This is a genomic window from Oerskovia enterophila (assembly GCF_044748475.1).
GTDB classification, from domain to species: domain Bacteria; phylum Actinomycetota; class Actinomycetes; order Actinomycetales; family Cellulomonadaceae; genus Oerskovia; species Oerskovia enterophila.
The window spans coordinates 988,860-1,003,108 of sequence record NZ_JBIVFZ010000002.1; the positions used below are offsets into that span (position 1 = coordinate 988,860).

Consider the following 14,249-nt stretch of genomic DNA (forward strand, 5'->3'; position numbering starts at 1 on the left):
CGGTACGGCTCCGGACACCCCTGGTGAAAAGACTAACCGAGCGCACGCTATGGTAGTTTCGCATCGGCTCAGAGATCGAGCCGAACACTCGATGAGGAGGATTGCTCATGAAGCTCGGACGCAAGGCGGTCGCCGTCGGCATCGTCGGACTCCTGGCACTGACCGCCTGTGGGCGCGCGGACGAAGGGTCGGCCGATCGCCAGACCGGCGGCGCGACCACGACGACCGTGGACGACTCGCCCGCCACCGGCGACATCACCGTCTGGGCCATGGGCGAAGAGGGCGAGAAGCTCCCTGACTTCGTCAAGGGCTTCACGGAGGAGAACCCCGACGCGAAGGTCCAGGTCACCACGATCCCGTGGGCCGACGTCATGACCAAGTTCCAGACGGCGGTCGCCGCCGGCACGGTGCCCGACGCGATCATGATCGGCACGTCGTTCATGCCGACCATGGTCTCCACCGGGGGCCTCGCCCCCGTCCCCGACGGGCTCGTCGACAGCGACGACTTCGTCGAGGGAGCCGCGGCCTCGACCGTGGCGGACGGCGTCGAGTACGGCGTGCCGTGGTACGTCGAGACCCGCGTCATGTACTACCGCTCGGACCTCGCCGAGGCCGCCGGTGTGGCCGCCCCCACGACCTGGGAAGAGCTCACCGCCTTCGCGCAGGCCATGAAGGCGAACGGTTCCACCTACGGCCTCCAGCTCCCGATGGGCGATGCGGAGGACTCCACGCAGGTCATCCTCCCCTTCTACTCACAGGCCGGCGGATCGATCTTCAACGAGGCCGGCGACGCCTACGACCTCGACAACCAGGCGATGATCGACGCGCTGAACTACTACGCCTCGTTCTTCACCGAGGGCCTGTCCCCGCTCGCCGGCTACGGCGACACGCAGAACAGCGCGTTCGTCGACGGCTCCGACCCGGCCTTCATCTCCGGACCCTGGATGGTCAACGTCCTCGCCGACATGCAGGGCGAGGACTGGGTCGAGCAGAACGTCGCGACCGTGCCCGTCCCCGCGGGGACCGCGAACAACGACTCCTACATCGGCGGCGCGCACCTCGGCGTCTTCAACGAGGCCAAGAACGCCGACGGCGCCTGGAAGCTCGTCCGCTGGCTCGCGGAGCCCGAGACGCAGCAGGAGTGGTACGCCGCGACCAACGACCTCCCGGCCGTCAACAGCGCCTGGGACGACGAGGCCCTGACGGCCAACCCCCGCACCCAGGTCCTCCAGGAGCAGCTCAAGAACACGATCGCCCCGCCGACCGTGCCCAGCTGGGACGAGCTCTCCGCCACGATCGAGACCGAGGCCGAGAAGGTCGCCAACGGTCAGGTCACGGCCGAGGACGCTACCAAGACGATCCAGGCCAAGGCCGACGCGCTCGGGCTCGGCTGGTAACGAACCGTCATGACAACGACCACCGAGGGACGGCGTCGGCGCTCAGTCGGCGCCGTCCACCGGCGACGCCAAGCCGTCGTCGCCTGGCTGTTCGCGCTGCCGTTCGTCGCGGTCTTCTCGGTCTTCATGCTGGGACCGCTGCTCGCATCGTTCGGCATGTCGTTCTCGGATCTCACGATCCGTGACATCAAGACCCCCTTCGCGGTGAACTTCGTCGGCCTCGACAACTTCGCGCAGGTCTTCCAGGACGAGCTGTTCCGCAAGGCGCTCGTCAACACCTTCTTCTTCGTCGTCGTCGGGATCCCCCTGACGATGGCGCTGGGGCTCGCGCTCGCCGTCGCCCTCAACTCGGGCATCGAGAAGTTCCGCAGCGTCTTCCGGGTCGGGTTCTACACCCCCGTCGTGACGTCGATCGTCGCCGTGGCGGTCGTCTGGCGGTTCATCCTCCAGGACTCCGGCCTCGTCAACACCGTGCTGGGCTGGGTCGGCATCAACGGTCCCGACTGGCTGAACGACAGCACCTGGGCCATGCCCTCGATCATCGTCATGGCCGCGTGGCGCAACATGGGCACGCTCATGATCATCTTCCTCGCCGGTCTGCAGGCGATCCCGACCGACGTGTACGAGGCGGCAGAGGTCGACGGCGCCGGCGCATGGCGCCGGTTCCGCTCCATGACGGTGCCGCTCATGCGCCCGACGCTGCTGCTCGGAGCGGTCCTGCTGTCCGTCGGCTTCCTCCAGGTGTTCGAGGAGCCGTTCGTCATGACCAAGGGCGGACCGGTCAACTCCACGCTGACGATCAGCTACTACGTCTACAACCAGTTCGGCTACGGCAACTACGCGTTCGCGTCCGCGGCGGCCTACGTGCTCTTCGCGCTGATCGCCGCCCTCGCCGCGGTCCAGTTCCGCCTGCTGCGGTCGAAGGAGGATTGACATGCCCCCCACGTCCTCGCGGGCGACCCCCGCGCCGTCGGGCACGAGCACCATGGTGCGTCGCCCCCGCCGCCCGATCCGCTGGTCGCGCGGCGCCACGTACACCGCGCTCGTCGTCGGGCTCCTGCTGACGCTCATGCCGTTCATCTGGATGCTGCTCGGCAGCTTCAAGACGCAGGGCGAGCTCCTGCAGCGCCCCATCACCTGGTGGCCGGAGAGCCCGACCCTCGAGAACTACGAGAAGTGGCTGTCCCAGCTCAACTACGGCCAGTTCTTCATGAACTCGATCGTCGTCGCCGTCGCCGTCGTGCTCGGCAACATCATCTTCTGCTCGATGGTCGGGTACGCACTGGCCAAGATGCGGTTCCCGGGCAAGAAGGTGCTCTTCGCCCTCGTGATGCTGACCCTCATGGTCCCGGGCGTCGTCACGCTCGTGCCGATGTTCGTCCTCGTCTCGAACATGGGGCTCGTCAACACCTACCCGGCGCTCATCCTGCCCTTCCTCGCAGGTCCGCTCGGGGTCTTCCTCATGCGGCAGTTCATCCTCGGGATCCCCGACGCGCTCATCGAGGCCGCGCGGATCGACGGCGCGGGCGAGTTCCGCATCTTCTTCCGGATCGTCCTCCCCCAGTGCGGGCCGCCGCTCGCGACGCTGAGCATCCTCACGTTCCTCGGTTCGTGGAACAACTTCCTGTGGCCGCTCGTCGTCGCGCAGACCGAGAACATGTACACGCTCCCGGTGGCGCTCTCGCTCTACTCGGTCGGCTCCAACGGCACCTACTACGGCCTGCTCATGGCCGGCTCGGTGCTCGTCGTGACCCCGATCCTGATCCTCTTCCTCTTCCTGCAGCGCTACTTCGTGCAGGGCATCGCCATGACCGGCATCAAGTAGGAGATACCCCATGCCTCTCACCTTCCCCGACCCCTTCGTCTGGGGCGCCGCGACGGCAGCCCACCAGATCGAGGGCAACAACGTGAACAGCGACTGGTGGGCGCGCGAGGTCGCGCCCGGCTCGACGCTCGCCGAGCCGTCGCGCGACGCCGCGGACAGCTACCACCGCTACGCCGACGACATCCGGTTGCTGGCCGAGTCCGGCCTCACGTCCTACCGGTTCTCGATCGAGTGGGCACGCATCGAGCCCGCCGAGGGCATGTTCTCGCTCGCAGAGCTCGACCACTACCGCCGCGTCGTGCAGTGCTGCCTCGACCACGGGGTGACGCCGCTGATCACGCTGCACCACTTCACCTCGCCCCGGTGGTTCGCCGAGGACGGCGGGTGGACCGACCCGCGGTCGGTCGAGCGCTTCTCCCGCTACGTGGAGCGCGTGCTGCCGCTGCTCGACGCCGCCTCGCACGTCTTCACCATCAACGAGCCCAACATCCTCGCCATGATGATCACGGCCGCCAAGGGCGAGGAGCAGCTCCAGGCGGGCACCATGCACGCGCCCGACCCCGTCGCGACGCAGCACCTCATCGCGGCCCACCGCCGCGCGGTCGAGCTCGTGCGCACGGTCGGGGTCCCCGTGGGCTGGCCCGTGGCCCCGCAGCAGTTCTTCGCGGACCCCGGTGCCGAGGAGGTCCTGCGGGAGTACGCGTACCCGCGCGAGACCGTCTTCCTCGAGGCCGCCCGCGGCGACGACTTCATCGGCGTCCAGGCCTACACCCGCACCCGTATCACGGTCGACGGGCCGCTCCCCGCGCCCGACGACGCCGAGAAGACGCTCACGGGCTGGGAGTACTACCCGCCCGCCATCGCCGAGGCGGCCCGCCTGGGCCACGAGATCACCGGGCTCCCCGTCCTCGTGTCGGAGAACGGCATCGCGACCGCCGACGACGCCCGTCGGATCGACTACACGCGCGGCGCGCTGCGTGCCCTGCGTGCCGAGGTCGAGGCAGGCCTGCCCCTGATCGGCTACCTCCACTGGTCGCTGCTCGACAACTACGAGTGGGGCTCGTTCGCGCCGACCTTCGGGCTCGTCGCCTGGGACCCGGAGACCTTCGAGCGCACGCCCAAGCCCAGCCTCGGCTGGCTCGGTGCGGTCGCCCGCGGCGAGATCTCGCTCGACGACTGACCCGAGGGGCGTGCTCTCGGCGCCGACCGGTAGCCGGGCGGTCGCCGCGAGCCGCCGGCCGCGAGCACGCCAACTGCCAGCCGCCGGCCGCCGGCCGCCAGCCGCCAGCCGAGAACGAGGTTGTGTTCGTGATGGAGCCCATCACGACCACAACCTCGTTCTCGGCAGAGCCCCGCGCGTGGACCATCCCGTCAGGGCAGTGACCCACCGGATCTCGATCTCGCCGGGTGCGACCCCTGCGTCCGGGTGCATCCTGGAAGGAAGGGGTTCCGCCCCGGAGCTCCCGGTCAGGGAGGAGTCGACATGTCCGGTCTCATGCTCGCCAGCAGCGTCGATGCTGCGGTCTACGTCCCCACGGGGTCGGGGCCCGCGAACTGGTTCCTGCTGTTCGGGATCGTGCTGGTCGCCGCGATCATCGTCTACATGATCGTCGAGCTGGTCCGCGCCGCGCACGACCGGCATCTTCCGCCGCACCGGCGCATGTCGCACTAGCGGCCGGGCAGCCCACGTCCCGCACGTGCCGCCGTCGAACGATCGTCCGTCGGCGCGTTCTGCCCGGGCGAGCGCCCGCCGAGGTAGAACGCAATGCGCGAGGTAGAACGCGGTACGCACTACCTCGCGCACCACGTTCTACCTCGCGTCTCGCCGCACGGGCACCGCACCTCTCAATTCACGGGCGCAGCCGAGCCCTCCCCGCGCGGAGTCGGACCTCGGTCAGCCCAGGGTCGTCGGGAGCTCCGCGGCTCCCTCGCCCGGGGCCTCGCCCAGCACGCGCTCCGCGAGGAACGCCTGCACCACCTGGTACCAGACGATCGAGTGCTGCGGCTGGAGCACCCAGTGGTTCTCGTCGGGGAAGTACAGGAAGCGGTGGTCGGTGGTCCCGTCCGCCGCCGCGGGCAGGCCCGACGCCGACAGCAGCTCGTACCAGAGGCGCAGCCCCTCGCCGATCGGGACGCGGTAGTCCTTGTCACCGTGGATCACGAGCATGGGTGTCACGATGTCCGCCACGAACCGGTGCGGGGAGTGCTCGGCCGCCATCTCGGGCGTCATCTCGCGCTGCCAGTAGTAGCCCGCGTCCGTCGTCGGGCCGAACTGGTCCAGCGCCCACAGGCTCGCGTGCGTGACGATCGCCTTGAACCGGTCCGTGTGGCCCGCGACCCAGTTCGCCATGTACCCGCCGAACGACCCGCCCATCGCGGCCGTGCGGGTCTCGTCGACCTCGGGCAGCGCCTCGGCCGCGTCGGTGATCGCGAGCAGGTCGGTGTACGGGGCCGCGCCCCACGACCCCCAGCCGCGCTGCACGAAGTCCTGGCCGTAGCCCGTGGACAGCGCCGGGTCCGGGAGGAGGACCGCGTACCCCTGGGCCACGAGGATCCACGGGTTCCAGCGCCAGCTCCACGCGTTCCACGAGCCGAGCGGTCCGCCGTGGATCCACAGCAGCAGCGGCGCGGGGTTCTCGGCGCTCGCACCGTGCGGCAGCGCGAGCCAGCCGCGCACGCGGACGTCGTCCGACGCGGCGGTCTCGATCTCGGTCAGCGTCCCGGGCAGGTCGGGGCTCGCGACCGGGCCGCGCAGCGGGGTCGCCGCGACGGGCGTGCGCTCGTGCACGGGGGCCGCGAGGAAGTCCGCGAGCTCGATCCGCACGGGGTGCGAGGGCTCGAGGTAGCTCACGCGCTGGGCGTAGGCGGCCGAGGCGTCGGGCGCGATGCGGACGTCGGTGAACATCGCGTCGTCCGCGGTCAGACGGGACACCGTGCCGTCGTCGCCCGTCCCGTCGGGCGTGAAGGCGACGTGGAAGACCGGGCCGCGGCCGTCGTCGTCGGCCGTGACGAGCAGGCCCGAGCCGTCGGGCAGCCACGCGGCCGAGGTGGGCCAGCGGTCCCAGCTCGCGGCGAGCGAGCGCAGGCCGTGGTTGGCTCCGTCGCTCGGGTCGCCGTCGGACCCGTCGCCCGCACGCAGCGGGACGACCGCGAGGCTGTGCTCGGGCGCGGCCTGCGGGGTCGTGATGGTCTCGCGGACGAACACGACCCAGGCACCGTCGGGCGAGATGACGGGCGAGGACGCCTCGGCCCCGGGCTCGTCGACGAGCGTGCGACGCTCGCCGGTCGCGGTGTCGATCGCGACGAGGATCGAGCGCGCGGACGCCCCCGGTCCGGGGACGGACCAGGAGGTGACGAGCGTGGTGCCGTCGGCGGACAGGTCCGCCGAGTGCTCGCGCAGCGCGGGCCCGACGGCGGAGGTCACGTCGCGCAGCTCGACGCGCCCTGCGGGGAGCTCGGGGACGTCCGCCGTGCCCTCGGTGTCGGCAGGCGCCGGGAGCGGACGGGCCGGCTCGTCGGTCAGGTGCGAGAGGTCGGCGACGAACCGGTGCGGCTCGGACGGCCCCAGGTCGTGGTCCCAGTACCGCACGGGGTACCCCGTGTGGAGGATCGCGGCGACCTTCTTGTCCTTGCGGGCCTTGCGCAGCTCGGCGTCGTGGGCCAGGTCGCGCGCACTGGGCAGGACGTCGACGGCGAGCGAGAGGACGGGCGCGCTGCGCGCGACGAGCGGGGCCGAGACACCGGCCGGGGCCGAGGCGACGATGCGCGCCTCCCCACCGGCGGCGGGCAGGAGCCACAGGGCAGAGGTCGGGTCGCCCTCGGTCGACGCCGAGGCGTCGCTGTCGGGGCGGGCCGACGTGAAGAGCAGGTCGCCCTCGGCCGTGAAGGCGGCGCCGGACTCGCCCTTGGTGCTCCGGGTCAGGCGGCGGGCCGGGGCCTCGCCGGTCGGGTCGACCTCCCACAGCGCCGAGACGTACGCCGTGCGCTTCGCGTCGAGCGTCGACACGCTCGTCACGAGCCGGCGGCCGTCCGGAGACATCACGAGGCCGCCCGTGCGGGGGATCGCGACGTACTGGTCGAGGTCGTGGAAGGGGGTGGTGCCCTGCTGGTGCGGGGCGTTCGCGGAGTCGGTGGTCACTGCACCGTCCTATCACGACAGCCCGCCCGCGGGTGCTCTCGGTGTGAGCGCATACTGGACACGTGCCCAAGGTTCCCCTCCCCGCCCTGACCGTGTGCGCCGCCGTCGGGCTGCTCCTGACAGGCTGCGGGTCCGAGCCCGCGCAGGACCTCGACGACACCGTGCTCACGGGCGTGCAGGCCGCAGGCCGCGCCGACGGCGAGCTCGACCTCATCAGCACGACGCACTTCGACTGGCAGAAGGCCGTGATCGTCTGCCCCGGCGACGACGTGACCGAGGTCGCCGAGGCCGCGGGGAGCGACGCCGGGCCGGTCACCGGGGACTTCCCCACCACGGTCGACGTCGGCACGGGCTACCTCGTCTTCGTCAACAACAACGAGGTCGCGCACACCGCGACGCTGCGCCTGGCCCAGGCCGACGTGTGCAGCGAGGACCTCTCGATCTCGAACCGGGTCCTGACCCCCGGGGCCGCGACGCTGCACGTCGCGCGCGGCACGGGGGACGGGTGGGTCGTGACGCGCAGCTGACGGTTGGGCCGGTCCGGCGGCTGCCAGCGGGTCCAGCGGGTGCCGAGCACGAGGTTGCGATCGTTCCCAGCGTGAGAACGACCGCAACCTCGTGCTCGGCGCGACCCGGGACCCCCCGACGCAGGACCCCGGACCCGGAACCCCGCCGGCGTCAGGCGTTGAGGCGCGCCACCAGACCGGGGAGCTCGGCGACCGAGTCGAGCAGGAAGTCGTGCCGCTCGCGCCCCAGGTCCGCGGCGCCGAGCTTGCCCGTGAGCACCCCGACGACCGCCCCGACCCGTGCGTTGACCCCCGCGCGCAGGTCGAGCACGGTGTCCCCCGCGGCGAGCACGCGCGCGACGTCGAGCACCCCCGTGCGCTCCATGTCGCGGTGGATCATGTACGGCGCGGGGCGCCCGAGCGGCACCTCGTCGGCGCAGGTCACGGCGTCGAGCGTGACCTCGGGCGAGAGCCACTGCTCGGGCCCCGCGGCGACCGTCCAGCCGAGCACGTCGAGGATCCCCCGGGTCACCTCGCGCGTGAAGCCCGTGGTCAGCGCGACCTTGACGCCCGCGGCACGCAGGGCCACGAAGGCCTCGGGTGCGCCGGGGATCGGGGTCGGCGGGTTCAGGAGGTACGCCTCGCGGAGGAGCGCGGTGAAGCGCGCGAACGCGGCGTCGACCGTCGCCTCGTCGGGGGCGTCCACCGGGGTGCGGGGAGAGTCGGCACCGATCGCGAGCAGGGCGGTGATCGCCGCGCGCTTCTCGGCTCCCATCCAGTGCTGGATGTCCGACGACGTCGCACCGCTCCCGTGCTCGAGGACCGCCGCGTGCAGCGCCTCGTAGACCGCGCCGCCCTCCTCGACGGTCGTGCCCGCGATGTCGAGCGCGACGAGCTCGATCGCGAGGGGCGGGCGGGCGGTGGTCGTGGAGGTGCTGGTCGTGCTGGTCATGCGGAGGGCTCCTGGTTCGGTTCGGTAGCTGCGGTGCCGGCGGCGCCGGCGGTGTTGTCGGCCAAGGGAGCCGTGTCGGCCCGACCGGCCGCGGGCGACACGAGCGACGCCGCGGCGGCCGACGCCGTCGGGAAGCGGACCATCGAGAGCGACGTGTCCTGGGTGTTGTCGATCGTGAAGGCCGCGAGCTCGGGCAGGTAGCGGTCGTCGGCGTACTCGACCGGGACGCCCGCGGCGTTGCGCGTGGTGCGGCGCTCGCGCAGCAGCGGGGCGCCCACGGCGACCTCGAGCAGGTCGGCGTCGGTCTCGTCGGCCGCGACCGCGTCGATCACGTGGCGGGCGGCGTGCAGGTCCGCGCCGCGCGAGATGAGGTGGTCGTAGATCGACCCCGTGTCCGGGTCGAACTCGAAGATGAGGCGTCCGACGGGCTCGATGAACGTGTCGCGCTCGACCATCGCGGGGACGCCGTCGAGCAGGCGCAGGCGCAGGACCTCGACCACGGGCGTGCCCTCCTCGAGGCCCAGGGCGTCGGCGGCGACGCCGTGCACACCGCGCCGCGCGACCTCGACGGTCCGCTGGCCGGGCACGCGCCCCACTCCCGCGGCCCAGCGGCTGAACGACAGGAACGTCTCGAAGGGCTGCGGGACCGCGCGCGAGCGCACGACCGGTGGGCGCCCCTGCCCCCCACCGATGAGCCCTTCGCTGCGCAGGGTCCCGAGCGCCTGCCGGACCGTGCCGCGCGAGATCGAGAACTCGGCGCACAGCGCGGACTCCGACGGCAGGGAGTCGCCGATCGCGTACGTGCCGGACACGATCCGACGGCGCAGCTCACCCAGCACGTGCTGGTGCAGCGGGCCGTGGGGCGGGTGGGCGGCCTGGGCCGACCGGGCCGCGTGCGGCGGGCGGGACGGGACGCCCGCCCCGGGCGGCGGGGCGGCGTGCGGGGACGACGAGGACGGTGCCATGACTTGACCATACAGGCGCCCGTTCCGCGCGGGAGCGCGCAACGGGTGACGGTCGCATGAACCCGGCACACAGCCCGCCAACCGCAGGTGAACACTTCGGAAACTTGTCTGGACAAGTCCCGGAATCGCTTGATCGTGGCTCCACGATCACGGCAGTGTCCGTGTCGTGAGCACCACACCATCGCCGTCCCCGGCCACCTCGACCGGCGCCGCCGGCCCCCGTACCGCCGGCCCCGGCGCCGCATCCCGCACCGGGGGCACCCCGTCCGTCACGCCGTCCGGCCGGCCGACGAGACTCCCCGGCACGACCGGCCGCACCGGGCCGGACCTTCCCGCCCGCGTCGACCTCGTGGTCGTGGGTGCCGGCATCGTCGGCCTCGCGCACGCCGTCGAGGCCGTCGGCCGCGGCCTGTCCGTCCTCGTGGTCGAGCGTGACGACCGTGCGGTCGGCGCCTCGGTCCGCAACTTCGGGCACGGGTGCTTCACCGCGCAGGACGGCGAGGCGCTCACCTACGCCTTCACGGCCCGCGAACGCTGGATCCAGCTCGCCAAGGAGGCCGACTTCTGGCTCCGTGAGTCGGGCACGGTCGTCGTGGCCCGCGCCGAGGACGAGCAGCAGGTCCTCGAGGACTTCGCCCAGGTCCGCGACGGTCACGCCCGTCTGCTCGACCGGGACGCCGTCCTCGCCCGCGTCCCCGCCAACCCCGACGAGGTCCTCGGCGGGGCGTTCCTGCCCCAGGACATCCGGGTCGACCCCCGGGAGGCCGTCCCCGCGATCGCCCGCTGGTACGCCGAGCAGCGCGGCGCCCACGTCGCCTGGTCCACCACGGTCCAGGGCTTCGAGGCCGGCAGCGGCGTGACCCTCGTGCGCACCACCCGGGGCGACGTCGTGGCGACCAAGGTGATCCTCGCCGTCGGGCACGACGTGGACCGGTTCTTCCCCGAGACCGCCCGCACCGCGGGCGTCCAGCGCTGCACGCTCCAGATGCTGCGCGTCGACGCCCCCGCAGGCGCAGCCGGCGGACCGCGCGAGATCGACCCCGCGATCTTCACGGGCACCTCGATGCTCCGCTACAACGGCTTCCGCCTCTCCCCCGCGCTCACCGCCGTCCGCGAGCGCCTCACGGCCCAGCACCCCGCCCTGATCGACGCCGCGGTGAACCTCATGGTCACCCAGCGCCCCGACGGGACGCTCACGCTCGGCGACACGCACGCCTACGCGACCACGCCCGGACCGTTCCACCCCGAGGCCCTCGACGAGCTCCTGCTCACCGAGGCGGCGCGGCTCTTCGCCACCGGCCCCCTCACGGTCCGCGAGCGCTGGCAGGGCGTCTACGCCTCCGCGCCCGCGCCGTTCCTCAACGCCACGCCCATGCCCGGCGTGCGCGCCGTGTCGGTCACGTCCGGCATCGGCATGACCACCGCGTTCGGGCTCGCCCCGCGCGTGCTCGACAGCTTCCTCTGACAGACCAGCCTCTCTCGCGAACCCCCACACCAGGAGAAGACATGCACCGCAGCCGCACCGGCCAGGCCACCTCCGTCCTCGCCGCCGCACTGCTCCTCTGCACGCTCGGCGCGTGCTCGACCGGCACCGCCGACGCAGGGACCGGCGCCGACGGCCCCGCCTCGGCGACGTGCCCGAACGGCGCGATCCGCTTCGGCATCGAGCCCTACGAGGACCCCGCCAAGCTCGAGCCCGCCTACCAGCACCTCGCCGACGCGCTGTCCGAGAAGCTCGACTGCCCCGTCGAGCTCACGATCGTCGAGGACTACTCGGCCGAGGTCCTCGCCATGGAGAACGGCAAGCTCGAGCTCGCCCAGTTCGGCCCGCTCGGCTTCGTGTTCGCGAGCGAGCGCGCCGACGCCGAGCCCCTCGCGTCGTTCGGCCTCGCCGACGGGTCGCTCTCGAGCTACACCGCAGGCATCTGGGTGCCGGTCGACTCGCCCGTCCAGAGCATCGACGACCTGCCGGGCCACTCGCTCGCGCTCGGGTCGACGGGCTCGACCTCGGGCGACGCACTGCCCCGCTTCGCGATCCTCGACGCCGGTCTCACCGAGTCCGACGTCGAGATCACCTACGCGGGCGGCCACCCCGAGGCGCTGCTCGCCCTGACCAACGGCCAGGTCGACGCCGCGCAGATCAACTCCCAGACGCTCGCGACCGCCGAGCGCGAGGGCACGTTCGACGCGTCGAAGTTCCGCCAGGTCTGGGAGTCCGACCCCATCCCGAACGACCCCATCACGGTCGCCGGCTCGCAGAGCCAGGAGTTCAAGGACGCCGTGCGCGACGCCCTCCTCACGCTCGACACGGCCGACGTCGAGGCCATCGGCGCGTTCCTCGACGTCGACCCGGCGGGCCCGCTCGTCGAGGTCGACGTCGACACGTACAAGCCGCTGTTCGACCTCGCCACGACACTCGGGCTCACGTCCGACGACGTCTGACCCTCACGGACGTGCGCGGGGTGGTCGCCGGGTCGCCCAGGCCCGGCGACCGCCCTGTACGTCCCGTCCGGTCGACCGCGATCCCGGTCGACCGCCCTCTCTCCCCCGCGGGCTCGCGTCCCGCACCAGCAAGGAGTTGTTCCAGATGGCTTCACACCACGGCGCGGTCGGGCTGGGCTCGCCGCGCGCGCCCGGTCCGGTCGGGGGCGTCCTGCACCTGCCCGACGGCGTCCGCTCGCCCGGTCTGCACGTCCGGGACCTGCGGGTCCAGTTCAGCACCCGCTCCGAAGCGGGCGAGAACGTGCTGCGCAGCGCGGTCGACGGCATGGACCTCGACGTCGCGGCGGGCGAGCTCGTGGCGATCCTCGGCGCGAACGGGTGCGGCAAGTCGACCACGCTCAAGTCGGTGATCGGGCTCGCGCCCGTGACGTCGGGCGAGGTGTGGGTCGACGGCGAGCAGGTGCACCCCCACCACAGGTCGTCGGCCGCGGACCAGCACGAGGCCCGACGCCGGGTCGCGATGATCTTCCAGCAGGTCAACCTCGTGCGGCGGCGCACGGTGCTCGACAACGTGTGCGCCGGCGCGCTCGGGCGGCTGCCCCTGCGGCAGTCGCTCGTCGCGTCCCTGTTCCCCCACGACCTGCGGGCCGAGGCCATGCTGTGCCTCGACCGGGTCGGCCTGGCCGACCGTGCGCTCGACCGGGTCGGCCAGCTCTCGGGCGGTCAGCAGCAGCGCGTGGCCGTCGCCCGGGCCCTGTGCCAGCGGGCGAGCGTGCTGCTCGCCGACGAGCCGACGTCGGCGCTCGACCCCGCGGCCTCGACCCAGGTCATGGAGCTCCTCGCGATGCTCGCGCACGACGAGGGCCTGGCCGTCGTCGCCGTGCTCCACGACCCGGAGCTCGCGCGCGAGCACGCCGACCGCCTCGTCGGGATGGTCGCCGGACGCGAGCAGCTCAACGGTGCGCCGGACGCCGTGGCGCGCGACGCCGTCGAGCACCTGTACGCGGCGGCCGCGGCCGTCCCTGCTGCCGCCCCGACCAGTGACCGCCCGATCACCGGAACGAGGATCCCCGCATGACCGCCACGGCCCCCGCCCGCTCGCCCCGGCCCCCGCGCGGCGCGGCCCGCGACCGCACCGACGGCCCGTCGCGCGAACGGCTCTCGCACGTCGTCGTGCCCACGGCCCACCGCTCGGGCCGGCAGGTCACGACCTGGGTCACCGCCGGTGCCGTGCTGCTGGGGCTGCACGTCCTTGCCTGGCAGGGCACGGGCTTCTCGATCAGCGCGCTCGTGGGCGGCTGGGAGGGCATGGCCCGGTTCGTCGGCGAGGCGTTCCCGCCCGACCTCGACTGGTCGACCGTCGTGGCCCCCGGTCTCCAGGCCACGCTCGTGACCCTGTGGATCGGGCTCCTCGGGACCACGCTGTCCATCCCGCTCTCGCTGCTGCTCGCGGTGCTCGCCGCGCGGGGCAGCACCCCCGGGTCGTTCTGGTACCAGGGCTCGCGCGCGATCCTGTCGTTCTTCCGCGCGGTGCCCGACGTCGTGTTCGCCCTGATCTTCGTGACCGCCGTGGGGCTCGGACCGTTCGCGGGGGTGCTCGCGCTCGTCGTCCACAACACGGGCGTCATGGGCAAGCTGTGGGCCGAGGCCATGGAGGAGATCGACCCCGGGCCCGCCGACGCGCTGCGCACCAACGGCGCGGGCCGGACCCAGGTCGTCACGCACGCCGTGCTGCCCGCGGTCGTGCCCCAGTTCCTGGGCCTGCTGCTCTACCGGTTCGACGTCAACGTGCGGTCCTCGCTCGTGCTCGGGCTCGTGGGCGCGGGCGGGATCGGGTTCCTCATCAACAAGTCGATCAAGCTGTTCCGGTTCGACGAGATGCTCACGTACATCCTCATGGTGCTCGTGCTCGTGTGGGTCGTGGACCGGTTCTCGTCGTGGGCCAGGGCGCGGATCGCGGTGTGATCCCGTCGGGGTTGCGAGGCGGGCCGCGGTGGTGCTCTGCCCCTGGTGCCCGCCGGTGC

Annotated in this window: 13 protein-coding genes; 10 read left to right on the top strand and 3 right to left on the bottom strand. The window is 72.4% G+C overall.

What is annotated here, in order from left to right:
• Positions 1-107 precede the first annotated feature (107 nt).
• From ACIPWA_RS08935 to ACIPWA_RS08955, 5 genes are all read left to right on the top strand, one after another.
• On the top strand, positions 108-1,397 hold the full coding sequence (locus ACIPWA_RS08935) for an extracellular solute-binding protein (RefSeq protein ID WP_400289509.1): 1,290 nt from the start codon (positions 108-110) through the stop codon (positions 1,395-1,397).
• A gap of 9 nt (positions 1,398-1,406) precedes the next feature.
• Positions 1,407-2,330 carry a carbohydrate ABC transporter permease gene (locus tag ACIPWA_RS08940; protein ID WP_400289511.1) on the top strand — a complete coding sequence of 308 codons (924 nt, stop codon included), beginning with the start codon at positions 1,407-1,409 and terminating at the stop codon, positions 2,328-2,330.
• Position 2,331: 1 nt separating this feature from the next.
• A complete protein-coding gene (locus ACIPWA_RS08945) occupies positions 2,332-3,222 on the top strand; it encodes a carbohydrate ABC transporter permease (RefSeq protein WP_400289512.1) in 891 nt (296 codons plus the stop codon).
• 10 nt (positions 3,223-3,232) lie between these two features.
• The gene (locus tag ACIPWA_RS08950; RefSeq protein ID WP_056644642.1) at positions 3,233-4,402 is read left to right on the top strand and encodes a glycoside hydrolase family 1 protein; all 1,170 of its coding nucleotides are present in this window, start codon (positions 3,233-3,235) and stop codon (positions 4,400-4,402) included.
• 303 nt (positions 4,403-4,705) lie between these two features.
• Complete coding sequence (locus ACIPWA_RS08955; protein WP_056760981.1) at positions 4,706-4,894, top strand: hypothetical protein; 189 nt, start codon at positions 4,706-4,708, stop codon at positions 4,892-4,894.
• Between the two features lie 222 nt (positions 4,895-5,116).
• On the opposite strand, the gene ACIPWA_RS08960 is transcribed toward ACIPWA_RS08955, so the two are convergent.
• The gene (locus ACIPWA_RS08960; protein ID WP_400289515.1) at positions 5,117-7,360 is read right to left on the bottom strand and encodes a S9 family peptidase; all 2,244 of its coding nucleotides are present in this window, start codon (positions 7,358-7,360) and stop codon (positions 5,117-5,119) included.
• A gap of 62 nt (positions 7,361-7,422) precedes the next feature.
• On the opposite strand from ACIPWA_RS08960, the gene ACIPWA_RS08965 reads away from it, so the two are divergent.
• Positions 7,423-7,887, top strand: coding sequence for a hypothetical protein (locus ACIPWA_RS08965; RefSeq protein WP_400289516.1), 465 nt, complete (start codon positions 7,423-7,425; stop codon positions 7,885-7,887).
• A gap of 151 nt (positions 7,888-8,038) precedes the next feature.
• Here ACIPWA_RS08965 and ACIPWA_RS08970 read toward each other — a convergent pair whose 3' ends face one another.
• Positions 8,039-8,818 (bottom strand): phosphonatase-like hydrolase, encoded by a 780-nt coding sequence (locus ACIPWA_RS08970; RefSeq protein WP_400289517.1) that lies wholly within the window; start codon positions 8,816-8,818, stop codon positions 8,039-8,041.
• The gene (locus ACIPWA_RS08975) at positions 8,815-9,783 is read right to left on the bottom strand and encodes a GntR family transcriptional regulator (RefSeq protein WP_400289519.1); all 969 of its coding nucleotides are present in this window, start codon (positions 9,781-9,783) and stop codon (positions 8,815-8,817) included. Before ACIPWA_RS08975 ends, ACIPWA_RS08970 begins: the two co-directional genes overlap by 4 nt.
• Positions 9,784-9,949: 166 nt before the next feature.
• Between ACIPWA_RS08975 and ACIPWA_RS08980 the strand changes: the two genes are divergently transcribed.
• From ACIPWA_RS08980 to phnE, 4 genes are all read left to right on the top strand, one after another.
• On the top strand, positions 9,950-11,248 hold the full coding sequence (locus ACIPWA_RS08980; RefSeq protein WP_400289521.1) for a TIGR03364 family FAD-dependent oxidoreductase: 1,299 nt from the start codon (positions 9,950-9,952) through the stop codon (positions 11,246-11,248).
• A 41-nt stretch (positions 11,249-11,289) separates the two neighbouring features.
• Positions 11,290-12,225: a phosphate/phosphite/phosphonate ABC transporter substrate-binding protein gene (locus ACIPWA_RS08985; RefSeq protein ID WP_400289522.1), complete on the top strand. Its 936-nt coding sequence runs from the start codon at positions 11,290-11,292 to the stop codon at positions 12,223-12,225.
• A 145-nt stretch (positions 12,226-12,370) separates the two neighbouring features.
• Entirely contained in the window at positions 12,371-13,303 is a 933-nt protein-coding gene (locus ACIPWA_RS08990) for a phosphonate ABC transporter ATP-binding protein (RefSeq protein ID WP_400289524.1), read from the top strand.
• The gene (gene phnE / locus ACIPWA_RS08995; protein WP_082608356.1) at positions 13,300-14,190 is read left to right on the top strand and encodes a phosphonate ABC transporter, permease protein PhnE; all 891 of its coding nucleotides are present in this window, start codon (positions 13,300-13,302) and stop codon (positions 14,188-14,190) included. The genes ACIPWA_RS08990 and phnE overlap by 4 nt, the downstream gene beginning before the upstream one ends.
• Positions 14,191-14,249: the final 59 nt, after the last annotated feature.

What these genes read in the sequence shown, in the direction of transcription:
- ACIPWA_RS08955 (WP_056760981.1), top strand. Translation starts at nt 4,706, where the DNA reads ATGTCCGGTCTCATGCTCGCCAGCAGCGTCGATGCTGCGGTCTACGTC.
- phnE (WP_082608356.1), top strand. Translation starts at nt 13,300, where the DNA reads ATGACCGCCACGGCCCCCGCCCGCTCGCCCCGGCCCCCGCGCGGCGCG.
- ACIPWA_RS08970 (WP_400289517.1), bottom strand. Translation starts at nt 8,818, where the DNA reads ATGACCAGCACGACCAGCACCTCCACGACCACCGCCCGCCCGCCCCTC.
- ACIPWA_RS08975 (WP_400289519.1), bottom strand. Translation starts at nt 9,783, where the DNA reads ATGGCACCGTCCTCGTCGTCCCCGCACGCCGCCCCGCCGCCCGGGGCG.
- ACIPWA_RS08985 (WP_400289522.1), top strand. Translation starts at nt 11,290, where the DNA reads ATGCACCGCAGCCGCACCGGCCAGGCCACCTCCGTCCTCGCCGCCGCA.
- ACIPWA_RS08935 (WP_400289509.1), top strand. Translation starts at nt 108, where the DNA reads ATGAAGCTCGGACGCAAGGCGGTCGCCGTCGGCATCGTCGGACTCCTG.
- ACIPWA_RS08945 (WP_400289512.1), top strand. Translation starts at nt 2,332, where the DNA reads ATGCCCCCCACGTCCTCGCGGGCGACCCCCGCGCCGTCGGGCACGAGC.
- ACIPWA_RS08990 (WP_400289524.1), top strand. Translation starts at nt 12,371, where the DNA reads ATGGCTTCACACCACGGCGCGGTCGGGCTGGGCTCGCCGCGCGCGCCC.
- ACIPWA_RS08950 (WP_056644642.1), top strand. Translation starts at nt 3,233, where the DNA reads ATGCCTCTCACCTTCCCCGACCCCTTCGTCTGGGGCGCCGCGACGGCA.
- ACIPWA_RS08940 (WP_400289511.1), top strand. Translation starts at nt 1,407, where the DNA reads ATGACAACGACCACCGAGGGACGGCGTCGGCGCTCAGTCGGCGCCGTC.